This is a genomic window from Kitasatospora sp. NPDC114501 (genome assembly GCF_055633695.1).
Genome location: NZ_JBVKDS010000023.1, coordinates 75,416 through 90,817, shown reverse-complemented (window position 1 = coordinate 90,817; position 15,402 = coordinate 75,416). Strand labels below are relative to the sequence as shown.

16 protein-coding genes are annotated in these 15,402 nt (G+C 72.7%); 10 read left to right on the top strand and 6 right to left on the bottom strand.

The features are described 5' to 3' along the window. Positions 1 to 150: 150 nt before the first annotated feature. A complete protein-coding gene (locus ACZ7RU_RS34125; protein ID WP_470344864.1) occupies positions 151 to 498 on the bottom strand; it encodes a winged helix-turn-helix transcriptional regulator in 348 nt (115 codons plus the stop codon). Between the two features lie 105 nt (positions 499 to 603). Between ACZ7RU_RS34125 and ACZ7RU_RS34120 the strand changes: the two genes are divergently transcribed. From ACZ7RU_RS34120 to cutA, 6 genes are all read left to right on the top strand, one after another. After that, positions 604 to 1,494 (top strand): NAD(P)-dependent oxidoreductase, encoded by an 891-nt coding sequence (locus tag ACZ7RU_RS34120; RefSeq protein ID WP_470344863.1) that lies wholly within the window; start codon positions 604 to 606, stop codon positions 1,492 to 1,494. A gap of 23 nt (positions 1,495 to 1,517) precedes the next feature. Beyond that, positions 1,518 to 2,087: a GNAT family N-acetyltransferase gene (locus ACZ7RU_RS34115; RefSeq protein ID WP_470344862.1), complete on the top strand. Its 570-nt coding sequence runs from the start codon at positions 1,518 to 1,520 to the stop codon at positions 2,085 to 2,087. Positions 2,088 to 2,196: 109 nt separating this feature from the next. Further along, entirely contained in the window at positions 2,197 to 3,186 is a 990-nt protein-coding gene (locus tag ACZ7RU_RS34110; protein WP_470344861.1) for a hypothetical protein, read from the top strand. 100 nt (positions 3,187 to 3,286) lie between these two features. Next, positions 3,287 to 4,318 carry an NAD(P)/FAD-dependent oxidoreductase gene (locus ACZ7RU_RS34105; RefSeq protein ID WP_470344860.1) on the top strand — a complete coding sequence of 344 codons (1,032 nt, stop codon included), beginning with the start codon at positions 3,287 to 3,289 and terminating at the stop codon, positions 4,316 to 4,318. Between the two features lie 49 nt (positions 4,319 to 4,367). Further along, positions 4,368 to 5,291 (top strand): class I SAM-dependent methyltransferase, encoded by a 924-nt coding sequence (locus tag ACZ7RU_RS34100; RefSeq protein WP_470344859.1) that lies wholly within the window; start codon positions 4,368 to 4,370, stop codon positions 5,289 to 5,291. Positions 5,292 to 5,418: 127 nt separating this feature from the next. Beyond that, entirely contained in the window at positions 5,419 to 5,766 is a 348-nt protein-coding gene (cutA, locus tag ACZ7RU_RS34095) for a divalent-cation tolerance protein CutA (RefSeq protein WP_470344858.1), read from the top strand. 83 nt (positions 5,767 to 5,849) lie between these two features. On the opposite strand, the gene metG is transcribed toward cutA, so the two are convergent. The 3 genes from metG to ACZ7RU_RS34080 form a co-directional block, all read right to left on the bottom strand. Continuing rightward, entirely contained in the window at positions 5,850 to 7,583 is a 1,734-nt protein-coding gene (gene metG, locus ACZ7RU_RS34090) for a methionine--tRNA ligase (RefSeq protein ID WP_470344857.1), read from the bottom strand. A gap of 115 nt (positions 7,584 to 7,698) precedes the next feature. Next, positions 7,699 to 7,899 carry a DUF397 domain-containing protein gene (locus ACZ7RU_RS34085; RefSeq protein ID WP_470344856.1) on the bottom strand — a complete coding sequence of 67 codons (201 nt, stop codon included), beginning with the start codon at positions 7,897 to 7,899 and terminating at the stop codon, positions 7,699 to 7,701. After that, entirely contained in the window at positions 7,896 to 8,744 is an 849-nt protein-coding gene (locus ACZ7RU_RS34080) for a helix-turn-helix domain-containing protein (RefSeq protein ID WP_470344855.1), read from the bottom strand. The genes ACZ7RU_RS34085 and ACZ7RU_RS34080 overlap by 4 nt, the downstream gene beginning before the upstream one ends. A gap of 336 nt (positions 8,745 to 9,080) precedes the next feature. On the opposite strand from ACZ7RU_RS34080, the gene ACZ7RU_RS34075 reads away from it, so the two are divergent. Beyond that, on the top strand, positions 9,081 to 9,236 hold the full coding sequence (locus ACZ7RU_RS34075) for a hypothetical protein (protein WP_470344854.1): 156 nt from the start codon (positions 9,081 to 9,083) through the stop codon (positions 9,234 to 9,236). Between the two features lie 35 nt (positions 9,237 to 9,271). On the opposite strand, the gene ACZ7RU_RS34070 is transcribed toward ACZ7RU_RS34075, so the two are convergent. Next, positions 9,272 to 9,874, bottom strand: coding sequence for a GNAT family N-acetyltransferase (locus ACZ7RU_RS34070; RefSeq protein WP_470344853.1), 603 nt, complete (start codon positions 9,872 to 9,874; stop codon positions 9,272 to 9,274). Positions 9,875 to 10,037: 163 nt separating this feature from the next. Next, positions 10,038 to 11,321 (bottom strand): adenylosuccinate synthase, encoded by a 1,284-nt coding sequence (locus tag ACZ7RU_RS34065; RefSeq protein WP_470344852.1) that lies wholly within the window; start codon positions 11,319 to 11,321, stop codon positions 10,038 to 10,040. Positions 11,322 to 11,447: 126 nt separating this feature from the next. On the opposite strand from ACZ7RU_RS34065, the gene ACZ7RU_RS34060 reads away from it, so the two are divergent. The 3 genes from ACZ7RU_RS34060 to purM all read left to right on the top strand — a co-directional run bounded on the left by ACZ7RU_RS34060 (position 11,448) and on the right by purM (position 15,372). Next, positions 11,448 to 12,293, top strand: a complete 846-nt coding sequence (locus ACZ7RU_RS34060; RefSeq protein ID WP_470344851.1) for a diacylglycerol kinase family protein — start codon at positions 11,448 to 11,450, stop codon at positions 12,291 to 12,293. A gap of 310 nt (positions 12,294 to 12,603) precedes the next feature. Then, positions 12,604 to 14,187 (top strand): amidophosphoribosyltransferase, encoded by a 1,584-nt coding sequence (gene purF, locus ACZ7RU_RS34055; protein ID WP_470344850.1) that lies wholly within the window; start codon positions 12,604 to 12,606, stop codon positions 14,185 to 14,187. 99 nt (positions 14,188 to 14,286) lie between these two features. After that, positions 14,287 to 15,372, top strand: a complete 1,086-nt coding sequence (purM, locus tag ACZ7RU_RS34050; protein WP_470344849.1) for a phosphoribosylformylglycinamidine cyclo-ligase — start codon at positions 14,287 to 14,289, stop codon at positions 15,370 to 15,372. The last annotated feature ends 30 nt before the right edge of the window (positions 15,373 to 15,402 follow it).

Below are 15,402 nucleotides of genomic sequence, written 5' to 3'. Positions count from 1 at the left end.
CAGATACGACAAACGCGGCTACGTCTACCTCGGCACCGTCACCGCAGCAGCCCTCGTCATCTGGCTCCACACCTGATCGACCGGACAAGTCCTAGCCGGGCGTACCGGGCGTACCGGGCGCGGGACACGGGCCGGCGGTGTCCGGGTGGGCTACGCCGGGTACGGCGCCTTGCCCAGGACGTGCTCGCGCCCCCAGTCCCCCAGCGGCCCCAGCGCCGTGTTGAGGCGGTGGCCCGCCTCGGTCAGCGCGTACTCGACCCGCGGCGGCACCTCGTCGTACGCCCGCCGGTGCACGATGCCGTGCGCCTCCATCTCGCGCAGGTGCGCGGCCAGCACTTTCTCGGTGATCCCCGGCAGCAGCCGGCGCAGCTCGCCGAAGCGGCAGTGCGGGCGCTCGCCGAGGGCCCAGAGGATCGACACCTTCCACTTGCCGCCGATCACGTCCATCGCGGCGTCGGTCCCGCAGATGTACGCCCCCGGCCTCGGCACGATCGCCATGCCCACCCCTTCCGGCCCCTCCGAGCTCGATGCTCACCCCAGGGTAACCACCCACTTCCAAGTGCGTACTTGATCGTTTCCGGGGCCGAACCGAGGCTGGACGCCATGGCAACCAACCCCGTCGAGAACGTGACCAAGACCCCCCTCACCCTGCTCGGCCTCGGTGCGATGGGCACCGCGCTGGCCGACGCCTGGCTCGCCGCCGGGTACCCGCTGACCGTCTGGAACCGCACCGCCGCCCGCGCCGACGGGCTCGCCGCCCGTGGAGCCGCCGTCGCCGCCACCGTCGAGGAGGCCGTCGCGGCCAACCGGCTGGTCGTCGTCTGCCTGCTCGACGACGCCTCCGTGCCGGAGGCGCTGGACGGCGTCGACCTGACCGGCAAGGACCTGGTCAACCTGGTCACCAGCACCCCCGGGCAGGCCCGCACCCGCGCCGCCTGGGCCGAGCGGCGCGGCGCCCGCTACCTGGACGGCGGGATCATGGCCGTCCCGCCGATGATCGGGGTCCCGGCGGCCGGGGCGTACGTGTTCTACAGCGGGTCCGCCGAGTTGTTCGCCGAGCACGGGGACACCCTCGCCGCCCCGGCCGGCACCCGGTACGTGGGCGAGGACGCCGGGTTCGCGGCGCTGCACGACGTGGCGCTGCTCAGCGGGATGTACGGGATGTTCGCCGGGATCGCGCACGCCTTCGCGCTGATCCGGGGCGAGGCCGTGGCGCCGAGCGAGCTGGCGCCGCTGCTGGGCGGCTGGCTCGGCGCGATGTCCGGGTCGGTGGCCAGGACGGCGGAGCAGTTGGAGGCCGGGGACTACAAGCTGGACGTGGTGTCCAACCTGGCCATGCAGGTGGCCGGCAAGGGGACGCTGCTGCGCACCGCCGAGGAGCAGCGGGTGAGCACCGAACTGCTGGAGCCGTACTTCCGGTTGATGGAGCGTCGACTGGAGCTCGGCGACGGCGAGGAGGACCTGACCGGGGTCGTCGACCTGCTGCGACGGTGAGTCCCGGCCGGTAACGTACCGGCATGGCTGACCTCGAAGAACGCGCCACCGTCGTCGCGTCCGACTCACGACCGGCCGGGGCTGGGGTGGTGGTCCGACCGCGCCGCGCCGACGACCTCGCCGACTGCGTCCGGGTGCTGGGCGACGTCCACGCCGCCGACGGCTACCCTGCCGACTGGCCCGACCGCCCCGCCGCCTGGCTGACCCCGGACGGCCTGCTCGCCGCCTGGATCGCCGAGGCGGACGGCCGGCTCGCCGGGCACGTCGGCCTCGCCCGCAGTGCCCCGGGCGACCTCGCCCCCGTGCTGTGGGGCCACCGCACCGGCGGCCCTCCGGAGCTCACCGCGGTGATCGGCCGCCTCTACGTCGCCCCCGGGGCGCGCGGCCACCTCATCGGCGCCCGGCTGCTGGACTGCGCCGTGGCGCACGCGCGGGCGCTCGGCCTGCACCCGGTGCTCGACGTCCTCGCCACCGACGCGGCCGCCGTGACCCTCTACCGCCGCCTCGGCTGGACCCACCTCGGCAGCGGCGACCAGCGCTGGGCCTCCGGACGTACCGTCACCGTCCACTGCTTCGCCGCCCCGAGGGGCTGAACCACCGCCCCGCCCGGCCGCCGCGCCTGGACGGGTTCCCTCGGGCGGGGGAGCCGGATCACCGCGGCGGGGGAGGAGCGGTGCGGGCGGGGCGGGCGAGCCTGGGGGCATGAGGGAGAACGGGTGGGCGGTGACCGGCTGGGGCCTCGGGTACGCCGGGTTCGGGCTGGGGTGCGCGCTGAGCGGGACGGAGCTGTTCGGCGCGGGCTGGCCGGGGTGGGCGGTCGCCGGAACGGGGGCGGTCGCGGCCGCGGCCGGGGTGGCGGTTGGGTACCGGAAGCCGGTGCGCCGGCTGCTGTGGCTGTTGTGCGGGTCGGCCGCGGTGGGGGCCTGGAGCCTGCTGATGGACCTGGTCACGCTGCTGTTCGGCCAGCGGGTGGACAGCGTCCCCGACGCGGTGGAGCGCGCCCTGGCGGCGGTGGGGGCGGTGCTGCTCGCGAGGACCGCCCTGGGCCTGCGGCCCACTGCCCGAGTCGGCACCGGCGGCCCGGGCGGTACCGGAGACCCGGGTGGCCGGGCGGAGCGGGCCGCGCCGGCTCCCGCCGCGGCGCCGCCGATCGTCCAACTCGCCGCCTGCGCGGGGAGCCTGGCGTTCGTCCCGTACGTGCTGATGAAGCTGGTCTGGGCGGTCGGCGGCAGCTTCGCCGGGATCAGCGGCGACCAGATGTACGCGAGCTACGTGCACAACGGCTCCTCCGGGCTGTGGCTGGCCCTGGAGCGCTGGGGGCTGGACGGCACCATGCTGCTGGCACTGCTCGGGGTGTTCCTGCTCTGGGGGCTGGTCCGCCCCTGGGGGCAGGTCTTCCCGCGCTGGACCGCGCCGCTGCGCGGCCGCCCAGTGCCGCGCTGGCTGCCGCTGACCCCGGCCCTGCTGGGCGCGGCCACGCTGGCGCCGTACGGGGTGGTCGGGATCGGCTACCTGACGCTGTGCACCGCCGGGGTGACGCGGATCCGGCTGGGCGAGTTGGCCAGTGAGCAGAGCGCGTTGGAGATCGCCTGGGTCGGGATGTGCGGGTTCGCCGGGTACGGGGTCGCGCTGGTGGTGGCCGCCTGGTCGTACTGGCGGCGGACGGGGGCGCGAACCGCGGGGGCCCGCTGAGGCCCGGATGGAGGTCCGCCAGGTCGGGGTTTGCTGAGGCGGCAACAAAGCTTGCCGATCCGGTGAAGCGGGGCGCAGCCTGGCGGTGGAGGTGAGCGCCATGGGCGACACGACAGGGACGACCGGAACGACCGGAACCACCGGAACGACCGGAACCACGGGGACGGCCGGGACGAGGCGGAGCGAGCGCTACGACGCGGTGGTGGTCGGCGGCGGAGCGGCGGGACTGAACGCCGCACTGGTGCTGGGCCGGGCCCGGCGCCGGGTCGCGGTGGTGGACGCCGGCGAGCCGCGCAACGCACCCGCCGCCCACCTGCACGGCTACCTGAGCCGGGACGGCATGCCCCCGGCCGCGCTGCTGGCGGTCGGGCGGGAGGAGGTCGCCCGGTACGGGGTGGACCTGATCGACGCCCGGGTCGAGCACATCGAGTCGGACGGGTCCGACCGGCCCCGCTTCGCGGTCCACCTGGCCGGCGGACCGGTGCTGCACGCGCGCCGGGTGGTCGTCGCCACCGGGCTGCGGGACGGGCTGCCGGAGCTGCCGGGCCTGACCGAGCGGTGGGGCCGCGACGTGCTGCACTGCCCGTACTGCCACGGCTGGGAGGTCCGCGACCGCCCGCTCGGGGTGCTCGGCACCGGCCCGGGGTCGGTCGGCCAGGCGCTGCTGCTGCGGCAGTGGTCGGCGGACGTGGTGCTGCTCGCGCACACCCTGGTGCCGACCGACGCCGACCGGGAACGGCTCGCCGCCCGGGACGTCCGGGTGGTCGAGGGCCGGATCGTCCGCCTGGTGTCCGACGACGGGCGGCTGCGCGGCGTCGAGCTCGCCGACGGACGGGTGGTGCCGCGCGAGGCGGTGTTCGTCCTCCCGCGGCCGGTCCCCCGGGACGCGCTGCTCCTCGGCCTCGACTGCGCCCGGGACGACGACGGCTGGGTCACCACCGACCGGACCGGCCGCACCAGCCTGCCCGGCGTCTGGGCGGTCGGCAACGTCGCCGACCCGCGCGCCCAGGTGGTCACCGCCGCCGGGGCCGGCGCGGCGGCCGCCTTCGCGCTCGACCACGACCTCGCGGCGGAGGAGCTCGACCGGGCGGTCGAGCGGTACCGCGCGTCCGGCGCCGCCCTGCCCGTCTGAGGCCCGCCCGGCGAGGAAGCTTTCGTCAACCCACGATCGGAGAATCCGGATGTCAGCGCACCAGTCCCAGTCCCAGCCTCAGCACCACGCCCACGGGCCCTCCCACGGCCACGGCCACTCCCACTCCCACGGCCACGTCCCCGCCGCCGACTTCGACTGGGACGCGCTCGCCGCGCACCTGGAGCTGGAGGCCGACCTGCGGGCCGATGCCGTCACCGAGGCCGGGCGGTGGCTGCTCGGCCTGCACGGGGACGGCGCGGTCCGGCGGGTCCTCGACGTGGGCAGCGGGCCCGGAGTGATCGCCGGGCTGCTGGCGGAGGTCTTCCCGGCGGCCGAGGTGGTGGCGGTCGACCAGTCGACCGCCCTGCTGGAGCGAGCCCGGACCCGCTCCGGTGGCCGGCTCGGCATCCAACAGGCCGAGCTGCCCGCCGAGTTCGACAAGCTCGGCGAGGCCGACCTGATCTGGTCCGGCAACGCCGTCCACCACCTGGGCGACCAGCAGGCCGCGCTCACCTCGCTCGCCGGGGCGCTGCGGCCCGGCGGTCTGCTGGCCGTCGCCGAGAGCGGCCTGCCGCCGCGCTACCTGCCGCGCGACTTCGGCCTGGGCCGGCCCGGCTTCCAGGCCCGGATGGACGCCGCCCAGGAGGACGGCTTCAGCACCATGCGGGCCGAACTGCCCGGCAGCACCGCGGAGATCGAGGACTGGCCGGCCATGCTCGGGCGGGCCGGGCTGACCCCGACCGGCACCCGCACCTTCCTGGTCGACCACCCCGCCCCGCTCGCCGACTCCGTCCGCGGCTACCTGCACACCCAGCTGGCCCGGCGGCGCGACCAGCTCGCCGAGCAGCTCGACGCCGAGGACCGGGCCACCCTGGACGCCCTGCTCGCCGAGGACGCCCCCACCGGCATCCTGCACCGCCCGGACGCCTTCTACCTCTCCGCGATGACCGTCCACACGGCCCGCCGGGACTGACCCGGCCGTGGGCCCGGGGCGCACCGCCCGCGGCCCGTCCGTCAGCGGGTGAGGAAGGCGGTCACCGAAACGGGGCCCACCGAAGGGGATTCGCCGACCGGCCCCGGCCCCGGGCTACCGTCGGGGCATGACAGCGAGCGAGCAGCGCTTCGTCGTGGTGACCACCACCCACGAGAGCGAGGAGCAGGCCCGGGCCCTGGCGTCCGCCGTGGTGCGGGAGCGGCTGGCGGCCTGCGCCCAGGTGTACCCCGTACGGTCGGTGTACCGGTGGGACGGCGAGGTGCAGGACGCCGGGGAGTGGCGGATCGACCTCAAGACCAGGGCCGAACTCGTGGACCGGCTGGGCGCGTTCGTGGCCGGGCGGCACTCCTACGAAACGCCCGAGCTGATCGCCGTACCCGTGGTGGGTGGCAGCCCGGGCTACCTCGGCTGGGTGGCCGAGGAGACGACGGACCCGGCGGGGAAGGCCGAGTAGCGCGGAGCGGGACGGCGACGGGGCCCGGAGGCCGCTCCGGGCCCCGCGCGTCTCGCCGTTCAGGCCGCCAGGCGGCCACCCGGTCAGGCCGCCGAGCCGCCGAAGCGCGCCGTCCAGGCCGCCAGGTCCTCGTCCGTGATCTTGGCGAACAGCACCGGCGGCACCGTGAACGCCGTCCCGGCCGGCACCAGGTCCAGCGCCCGCGCCTCCGCCGGGGAGATCCAGCCGCGGGTGGCGGCCGGCGAGTCCTCGGGCAGGGTGAAGGCCCCGCGCATGGCCGCCGCCGCGGCCGGGATGAACGGCTCGGAGACCACCGCGTACAGGTGGATCAGGTTCATCGCGGTGCGCAGGGTCAGCGCCGCCGCCTCCGGGTCGGTCTTCACCTGCTGCCAGGGCGCCTTCCCGTCCAGGTACGTGTTGCCCGCGCTCCACAGCGTGCGCAGGGCCTGCGCCGCCTTGCGGAAGTTGAGCGCGTCCAGCTGGGCCTCGTACTCGGTGAGCAGGCCGGCGACCTGTTCGCCGAGGCGCTGCTCGGCCTCGCCTGCCGGGTGACCGCCCGGGACGTCCCCGCCGAAGCGCCTGCGGCTGAAGGAGAGCACCCGGTTGACGAAGTTGCCGAGGGTGTCGGCGAGGTCCTTGTTGACCACCGCGGCGAACAGGTCCCAGGTGAAGCTGGAGTCGTCCGACTCGGGCGCGTGCGCCATCAGGAAGTAGCGCCAGTAGTCGGCGGGCAGCAGCTCCAGCGCGACGTCGGTGAAGACGCCGCGCTTCTGGCTGGTGGAGAACTTCCCGCCGTAGTACGTCAGCCAGTTGAAGGCCTTGACGTAGTCGACCTTCTTCCACGGGCGGCGCGAGCCGAGCAGGGTGGCCGGGAACATCACGGTGTGGAAGGGGACGTTGTCCTTGGCCATGAACTCGGTGTAGCGGACGCTCTCGTCGGCCTCGTACCACCAGGACCTCCAGTCCCGCAGCTGCCCGGCCGGGGCCGCGTCCGCCCACTCCTTGGTGGCGCCGATGTACTCGATCGGGGCGTCGAACCAGACGTAGAACACCTTTCCCTCGGCGGCCAGTTCGGGCCACACGTCGGACGGCACCGGGACGCCCCACTCCAGGTCGCGGGTGATCGAGCGGTCCTGGAGGCCCTCGGTCAGCCACTTGCGGGCGATCGAGGAGGCCAGCACCGGCCAGTCGTCGGCGTGGGTGGCGATCCAGTCCTCGACCTCCTCGGTGAGCTTGGACTGGAGCAGGAACAGGTGGCGGGTCTCCCGGACCTCCAGGTCGGAGCTGCCGCTGACGGCCGAGCGCGGCTCCAGCAGGTCGGTGGGGTCCAGCACCCGGGTGCAGTTCTCGCACTGGTCGCCGCGGGCCTTGTCGTAGCCGCAGTGCGGGCAGGTGCCGACGATGTAGCGGTCCGGCAGGAAGCGCTCGTCGGCCACCGAGTACACCTGGCGGATCGCGCGCTCCTCGATGAAGCCGTTGCGCTGGAGCTCGCGGGCGATCTCCTGGGTGATCTCCCGGTTCTGCGGAGAGGAACTGCGGCCGAAGTGGTCGAAGGAGAGCCCGAAGCCCTCGTACACCGCCCGCTGCGCCCCGTGCGCCCGGGCGCAGAACTCGGCGACCGGCAACCCGGCTTCCTGGGCGGCCAGTTCGGCGGGAGTGCCGTGCTCGTCGGTGGCGCAGACGAACAGCACCTCGTGCCCCCGTCGGCGCAGGTAGCGGGAGTAGACGTCCGCCGGGAGCATGGACCCGACCATGTTGCCCAGGTGCTTGATCCCGTTGATGTACGGAAGGGCGCTGGTGATCAGGTGCCGAGCCATCCTCGGATGCTCCGATTTCTCCCGCACGCGCACCCCACCCGGAGTGCCGTGCCAGGCGCAGGGGTCCACTGTGGGCTGTAAGCCTAGACCCCGGCGGTCGCGGCGGGCCGGAGGCTCACGGCCGGGTGAAGTCGCCGTAGCGGTCGAACTCCCCCGACTTCACCCCGCGGACGAAGGCGGCCCACTTGCGAGGCGTGGTCCGCACGACGACCTCGGGCCGGTCCGACTCGCGGATCTCCACCAGGTCCCCGGTGGATCTGACCTCGACGCAGTCGGTGCTCTCTCCGCTCGCCGACGCCTTGCGCCAGGTACTCATGCGAAGTCTTTCAGCAAGGCCCGGATGAAGTCCCGGGACTCGTCCGGCCCGAGCGCGATCGCCGCGGTCTCCTCCTTGATCCGCCGGTAGGAGGCCAGTTCGGCCTGGGTGTGCACGAATTTCGGCCCGTGGGAGAGATCGATCTGGACGGTGTCGAGCTCCGGAACCGGCCCGCGGGCGAGGTACAGGCTCTCTCCGGAGCCGGTGTAGGTGGGCACGCTGAACGGAATCACCCGGATCTCCACCCCGGGCCGTTCGGAATTCTCCAGCAGGTTCCGCAACTGGTCGCGCAGCACTTCCGGACCGCCGAACTGCATGCGCAGGGCGGACTCGTGCAGGAACGCGCTGTACGGCTTGGGGTGGTCGACGAAGATCTGCTGGCGCCGGATCCGGAACGCCTTCCGGACGTCCGCCTCCTGCCGGTACTGCGGGGGGAGCCGCTCGAACACCGCGGCGGCGTATTCCGGGGTCTGCAGCAGGCCGGGGATGAAGGTGCTGTTCAGGATGGAGAGGGAGGCCGCGTGGTGCTCCATCTCCGCGATGTCGATGATCGCGTTCGGCAGCCGGCCGCGGTAGGCGTCCCACCAGTACTTGCGCCGGTCCTGAGTCATCGTCAACAGCGCGTCCAGGTAAGGTCCGTCCTCGCAGCCGCAGGTGCGCGCCCAGATCCGGAGCCGCTCGGCGCTGATGCCCGACTTCCCGTTCTCCATCTGGGAGATCTTGGGCAGGTCGGTACCGATGGTGGCGGCCAGGCTCTTGGGCGTGACGCCCACGCGTTCGCGGATCCTGCGCAACTCGATCCCGAGGCGCTGCTGGCGCACGGTCGGCGACAAGCGGGGTGGCATGACTCTCTTCTCCGGGTCGCGGCTGGCGTCGATGCTTCCGGTGAAGTGTGCCGTGCACACCCGGCCCTAGCTACCGAATCGGGGGATACCCCACGATGGAGTGAACGTCCCCCCGCTCGGTAGCAACTCTGGCACCCTAACCCTATGGTCGTCCGTGTCACTCACTGACTTGTTGTCGACTAAACAGTCATCAAGCAGTCGTCTATCAGCCGTAATGACACACCAGACGCATGGTCGCGGCACCCGAAATCACTGACCGGAGACAGCCATGCCCCTCCCCTCGCCACTCGGCCTCCCCCACCGGCCCCACCCTCACCAGCGCTTTTCCGTATCCCGGTGAATGCGCTTCTCGTCGCCGGCCTGTCGGCGCTCCTGCTCGCCGTCCTGTTCGTCGGCTGGCTGGTCTGGCTGGTGAGCATCCAGACCTGTCTACCCCGCCCGGTGAAGCGCGAGTTCGCGGCCCGCCGTTCCGCCCCCGGCGAGCGGAAATAGCCGTCGCGCCCGTCGCGCCCCGCCGGTCCGGTGGCTCAGCCCCGTGAAAGCCGTTCCGTCAGACGGGACTTGGCCGCCGGCCACTCGTCGGCGAGCATCGAGAAGTAGGCGCTGTCCCGCCAACTGCCGTCGGGGCGCAGGCGGTGGCGGCGCAGCGTCCCCTCGTACCGGGCGCCGAGGCGCAGGACCGCCGCGCGGGAGCGCTCGTTGCGGGCGTCGGTCTTCCAGAAGACGCGGCCCATGCCGAGGTCCTCGAAGGCGTGCGCGAGGAGCAGCAGCTTGGCCTCGGTGTTGACCGCCGTGCGCCAGACCGAGCGGGCGTACCAGGTGCCGCCGATCTCCACGGACTCGTCCTGCTCGCTGAAGTCGTGGTAGCCGGTGACGCCGACGGCCCGGCCGCTCGCGAGGTCGACGGCGGCGAAGTTCACCGACTCGCCCGCGGCCGCCTCCGCGACGCGGTCGTCGAGGATCGCGCCGAACTCCTCCTCCGAGCCGGGCGGCAGGGACATGGTCCAGCGCCAGACCTCGGGGTCGGAGCCGACGGCGGTCCAGAGGTCGGTCAGGTGGCGGCGCTCCAGCGGCTCCAGGCGGATGTGGCGGCCGGTGAGGACGACGGGTGTGGGCAGCTTCGCGGTCATGATCCGAACGTAGCGGCGCGCTGCACTAGATGCAATAGGACTCTGCACTAGTGCAAATCAGGGGTCCAGTGCAGAGCGAAGGCCCCGCGGGACGGATCCCACGGGGCCCTCGAAGCGATCGGCCGGTGATCAGGCTCCGGCGATCAGGCTCTGGCGTTCAGGCTCAGATGAACGAGTTGATCTCGATCGTCTCGTCGCGGCCCGGGCCGACGCCGATGGCCGAGATCGGCGCGCCGGACATCTCCTCCAGCGCCTTCACGTACGCCTGGGCGTTCTTCGGCAGCTCGGCGAAGGTCTTCGCCTTGCTGATGTCCTCGGTCCAGCCCGGCAGGGTCTCGTAGACGGGCTTGGCGTGGTGGAAGTCCGACTGGTTGTAGGGGAGTTCCTCGACGCGCTTGCCGTCGATCTCGTACGCGACGCAGACCGGGATCTGCTCCCAGCCGGTCAGCACGTCCAGCTTGGTGAGGAAGAAGTCGGTCAGGCCGTTGACCCGGGTCGCGTAGCGCGCGATGACGGCGTCGAACCAGCCGCAGCGGCGGTCACGGCCGGTGGTGACACCGCGCTCGCCGCCGATCCGGCGCAGCGCCTCGCCGTCCGCGTCGAACAGCTCGGTCGGGAACGGGCCGGAGCCGACGCGGGTGGTGTAGGCCTTGAGGATGCCGATGACCCGGTCGATCTTGGTCGGGCCGATGCCGGCGCCGGTGCAGGCGCCGCCCGCGGTCGGGTTCGACGAGGTCACGAAGGGGTACGTGCCGTGGTCGACGTCGAGCAGGGTGCCCTGGCCACCCTCCAGCAGGACGACCTTGTTCGCCTTCAGCGCCTCGTCCAGGACGAGGGTGGTGTCGGCGAGGAAGGGCTTGATCTTCTCCGCGTAGCCCAGGTACTCCTCGACCACCAGGTCGGCCGGGATGGTGCGGCGGTTGTACAGCTTGACCAGGATCTGGTTCTTGTCGTGCAGCGCCGCCTCGATCTTCTGGCGCAGGATCGACTCGTCGAACAGGTCCTGGACCCGGATGCCGACGCGGTTGATCTTGTCCGCGTAGGTCGGGCCGATGCCGCGGCCGGTGGTGCCGATCCGGCGCTTGCCGAGGAAGCGCTCGGTGACCTTGTCCAGGGTGCGGTGGTACGGCGTGATCAGGTGGGCGTTGCCCGAGACCAGCAGCTTGGAGGTGTCGATGCCGCGCTCGTTCAGGCCGGCCAGCTCGGAGAGCAGCACGGCCGGGTCGATCACGACGCCGTTGCCGATCACCGGCGTCACGTTCGGGCTGAGGATGCCGGAAGGGAGCAGGTGCAGGGCGTACTTCTGGTCGCCGATGACCACCGTGTGACCGGCGTTGTTGCCGCCCTGGTAGCGGACCACGTAGTCGACGGAACCGCCGAGGAGGTCGGTGGCCTTCCCCTTGCCCTCGTCTCCCCACTGAGCGCCAACGAGCACGAGTGCCGGCACAGGCGTACACCCCTTCCGGTTGGGGCATCCTGCGTAGGCCGCAGTCTGCCCCGAGATAGACGAAGCCCCTGGCGCAATGGCGCAAGGGGCTCTTGCACCGAGAGATTACCTGAGGAAGGACCGGTCGTGTCGTCCCTGTCCACGCCTGCTTCCGGCGGCCCGGAGCCGCTCCTGCTGCTCCTCGACCCGGTGGCCCGGCAGACCGACGGCGAGTCGGTGCGGATCGCGAAGGACGTGCTCTGCGGGGGTGCGGACGTCAAGGTGGTCTTTCCGGAGAGCCCTTCCGAGCTCGACCGGGTGCTTTCGCACCGGGGTCGGCGGCGACCGGTGGTGATCGGTTCCGACCTCGCGCTGCAGCGGGTGCTCCAGGCCCTGCATCGCCAGCGTGAGCTGGGCACCGAACCGGTGGGGATGGTTCCGGTCGGCCGCTCGGAGGAGCTCCTGGCGGCCCGCGCGCTCGGCGTGCCGGGCGAGCCGGTCCGGGCCGCGCGGGCGGTGCTGTCGGGCGCGCCGCGACGACTCGACCTGCTGGTGGACGACGGAGGCGGGGTGGCCCTGGGAGGGGTGCGGATCACCGGCGGCGCCACCCGTCGCCCGGTGGGCCGTACGGGTGGCTGGCGTTCGCTATGGGCGAAACTGGCTGCGGCCGAGCAGGCGAACGCACTCACCCCGGACGGCGTCGACCACGGTTCCCGGGTCCGGGTCGAGGCCGACGGCCGGCTGCTCGCGGACGTCCACCGGCCGGTCCGGCTGGTGCAGGTGACGCTCCCGTCCGGCGCCTCGGACGGCACGGGCGAGATGGACGTGGTGGTCGCCGCCTCCGGCGCCCTGGTGCGGGCCCGGGCGGCGAGCGTCTCGGTGGTCGGGCGCGGCTTCGGCTACGAGGCGGACGGCCACCCGGTCGGCCCGGTCCGGGCCCGGACCTGGACGGTGCACCGGGGGGCCTGGGGCCTGCTGCTGCCGGCCGCCTGACCGGAGACCGACCGACGGCCCGATCCGGGCGGAACCGGCCGGTCGGCCGGGGAGCGACCGGCGGGTGGCCGGGGGAGGAACCCCGGGTGAGCAGGCTCACGTTCGTCCGCGCCGGGACGGCCGCCGCTCCGCACCCGGAACTCCCCAACAGGCGCGAACCGCAAGGCCAACCGCTACCCGGCGGAATTCCCCCCACCCGAAATCCCGGGCCGGTAAGGGGTTTTGTCTACGCGCGTTAACTCGTGATCACCGGACAAACCCGCAGTCCCGGGGTCCGGAAGCCGGAGCCGACTGCCCTAGACTCGAAGGCGTGCCACGTGGTGACGGAAGACTCAACCACGATCTTCTTCCCGGTGAGAAAGGCCCCCAGGACGCGTGTGGCGTCTTCGGTGTCTGGGCTCCCGGCGAGGAGGTCGCCAAGCTCACGTTCTTCGGCCTTTACGCCCTGCAGCACCGCGGTCAGGAATCCGCGGGCATCGCAGTGAGCAACGGCTCCCAGATTCTCGTCTTCAAGGACATGGGGCTCGTCTCCCAGGTCTTCGACGAGGCCTCGCTGGGGTCGTTGCACGGGCATATCGCCGTCGGACACGCCCGCTACTCGACCACCGGTTCCTCGGTCTGGGAGAACGCCCAGCCGACCTTCCGGGCGACCGTTCACGGTTCGCTGGCCCTCGGGCACAACGGAAACCTGGTGAACACCGCCGAACTGGCGGCCATGGTCGCCGAACTGCCCGGCGAGGAGCACGTCTCGCGCTCCGGCCGGTCCGCCGCGACCAACGACACCGACCTGGTGACGGCCCTGCTCGCCGGCCACCCGGACCTCTCCATCGAGGAGACGGCCAAGGTCGTGCTGCCCAAGGTCAAGGGCGCCTTCTCGCTCGTCTTCATGGACGAGCACACCCTCTACGCCGCCCGCGACCCGCAGGGCATCCGCCCGCTGGTGCTCGGCCGGCTGGAGCGCGGCTGGGTGGTCGCCTCCGAGACGGCGGCGCTGGACATCTGCGGCGCCTCCTTCATCCGCGAGGTCGAGCCCGGCGAGCTCATCGCCATCGACGAGAACGGCATGCGCAGCTCCCGGTTCGCCGAGGCCAAGCCCAAGGGCTGCGTGTTCGAGTACGTCTACCTGGCCCGCCCCGACACCTCCATCGCCGGCCGCAACGTGCACCTCTCCCGCGTGGAGATGGGCCGCCGGCTGGCGAAGGAGGCCCCCGTCGAGGCCGACCTGGTGATAGCGACGCCCGAGTCCGGCACCCCCGCCGCGATCGGCTACGCCGAGGCCAGCGGCATCCCGTACGGCTCCGGCCTGGTGAAGAACGCCTACGTGGGCCGCACCTTCATCCAGCCCAGCCAGACCATCCGCCAGCTCGGCATCCGGCTCAAGCTGAACCCGCTGCGCGAGGTCATCCAGGGCAAGCGCCTGGTGGTCGTGGACGACTCGATCGTCCGCGGCAACACCCAGCGCGCGCTGGTGAAGATGCTGCGCGAGGCCGGGGCGGCCGAGGTCCACATCCGGATCTCCTCCCCGCCGGTGAAGTGGCCCTGCTTCTTCGGCATCGACTTCGCCACCCGCGCGGAGCTGATCGCCAACGGAATGACCATCGAGGAGATCGGCCGCACCCTCGGTGCGGACTCGCTCTCCTACATCTCGATCGACGGCATGATCGAGGCCACCAAGCAGCCCAAGGACCGGCTCTGCCGGGCCTGCTTCGACGGCGAGTACCCGATGGAGCTGCCGGACCCGGCGCTGCTCGGCAAGCTCCTGCTGGAGGCCGAGATCAAGGGCGGCCAGCAGCCTCCGGCCGTCCGCGGCAAGCCGACCAGCGGCAGCGACCTGGACGGCGTCCAGTCGCTGCTCGGCGGGGCGGGCGCGGCCGACGCGCTGCGCCGGCCGTAACGAATCGACGGTGGGGTCCCGAGAACCGGGGCCCCACCGCTGTTCCACCCCCCACGCTGTTCCCGAACCACCCCCCTGACCCGAAAGGGCCGCACCGCAGTGACCAGCAACCAGAACGGCGCCACCTACGCCGCCGCCGGTGTCGACATCGAGGCGGGCGACCGCGCCGTCGAGCTCATGAAGCAGTGGGTGAAGAAGGCCAACCGCCCCGAGGTGGTCGGCGGTCTCGGCGGCTTCGCCGGCCTCTTCGACGCGTCCGCCTTCAAGAACTACGAGCGGCCGCTGCTGGCCTCGGCCACCGACGGCGTGGGGACCAAGGTGGCCATCGCCGCCGCCATGGACAAGCACGACACCATCGGCCACGACCTGGTCGGCATGGTCGTCGACGACCTGGTGGTGTGCGGCGCCGAGCCGCTGTTCATGACCGACTACATCTGCGTCGGCAAGGTCGTCCCGGAGCGGGTCGCCGCGATCGTCAAGGGCATCGCCGAGGGCTGCGCGCTGGCAGGCTGCGCCCTGGTCGGCGGCGAGACCGCCGAGCACCCGGGCCTGCTGGGCCCGGACGAGTACGACGTCGCGGGCGCCGGCACCGGCGTGGTGGAGGCCGACGCGCTGCTCGGCGCGGACCGGGTCCGGGCCGGCGACGTGGTGATCGCGATGGCCGCCTCCGGCCTGCACTCCAACGGCTACTCGCTGGTCCGCCACGTGCTGCTGAACGAGGCCGGCTGGAAGCTGGACCGCAAGGTCGAGGAGTTCGGCCGCACCCTCGGCGAGGAGCTGCTGGAGCCGACCCGGATCTACTCGCTGGACTGCCTGGCGCTCGCCCGCGCCACCGAGGTGCACGCCTTCTCGCACGTCACCGGCGGCGGCCTGGCGGCCAACCTGGCCCGGGTCATCCCGGACGGCCTGCACGCCCGCCTGGACCGCGGCACCTGGACCCCGCTGCCGGTCTTCCAGACCGTGGCCGAGGTCGGCAAGGTGGCCACCCTGGAGATCGAGAAGACGCTGAACATGGGCGTCGGCATGGTCGCGGTCGTCCCGCCGCACTCGGTGGACGTCGTGCTGTCGATCCTGGAGGACCGCGGCGTGGAGTCCTGGCTGCTCGGCGACATCGTCGAGCGCACCGACGAGCACGAGGGCGGCGCGACCCTCTACAACGCCTACGAGGGCTTCCGGGCGAGCTGACCCGGCCCCCGACGACGGAAGGGCCCCTCC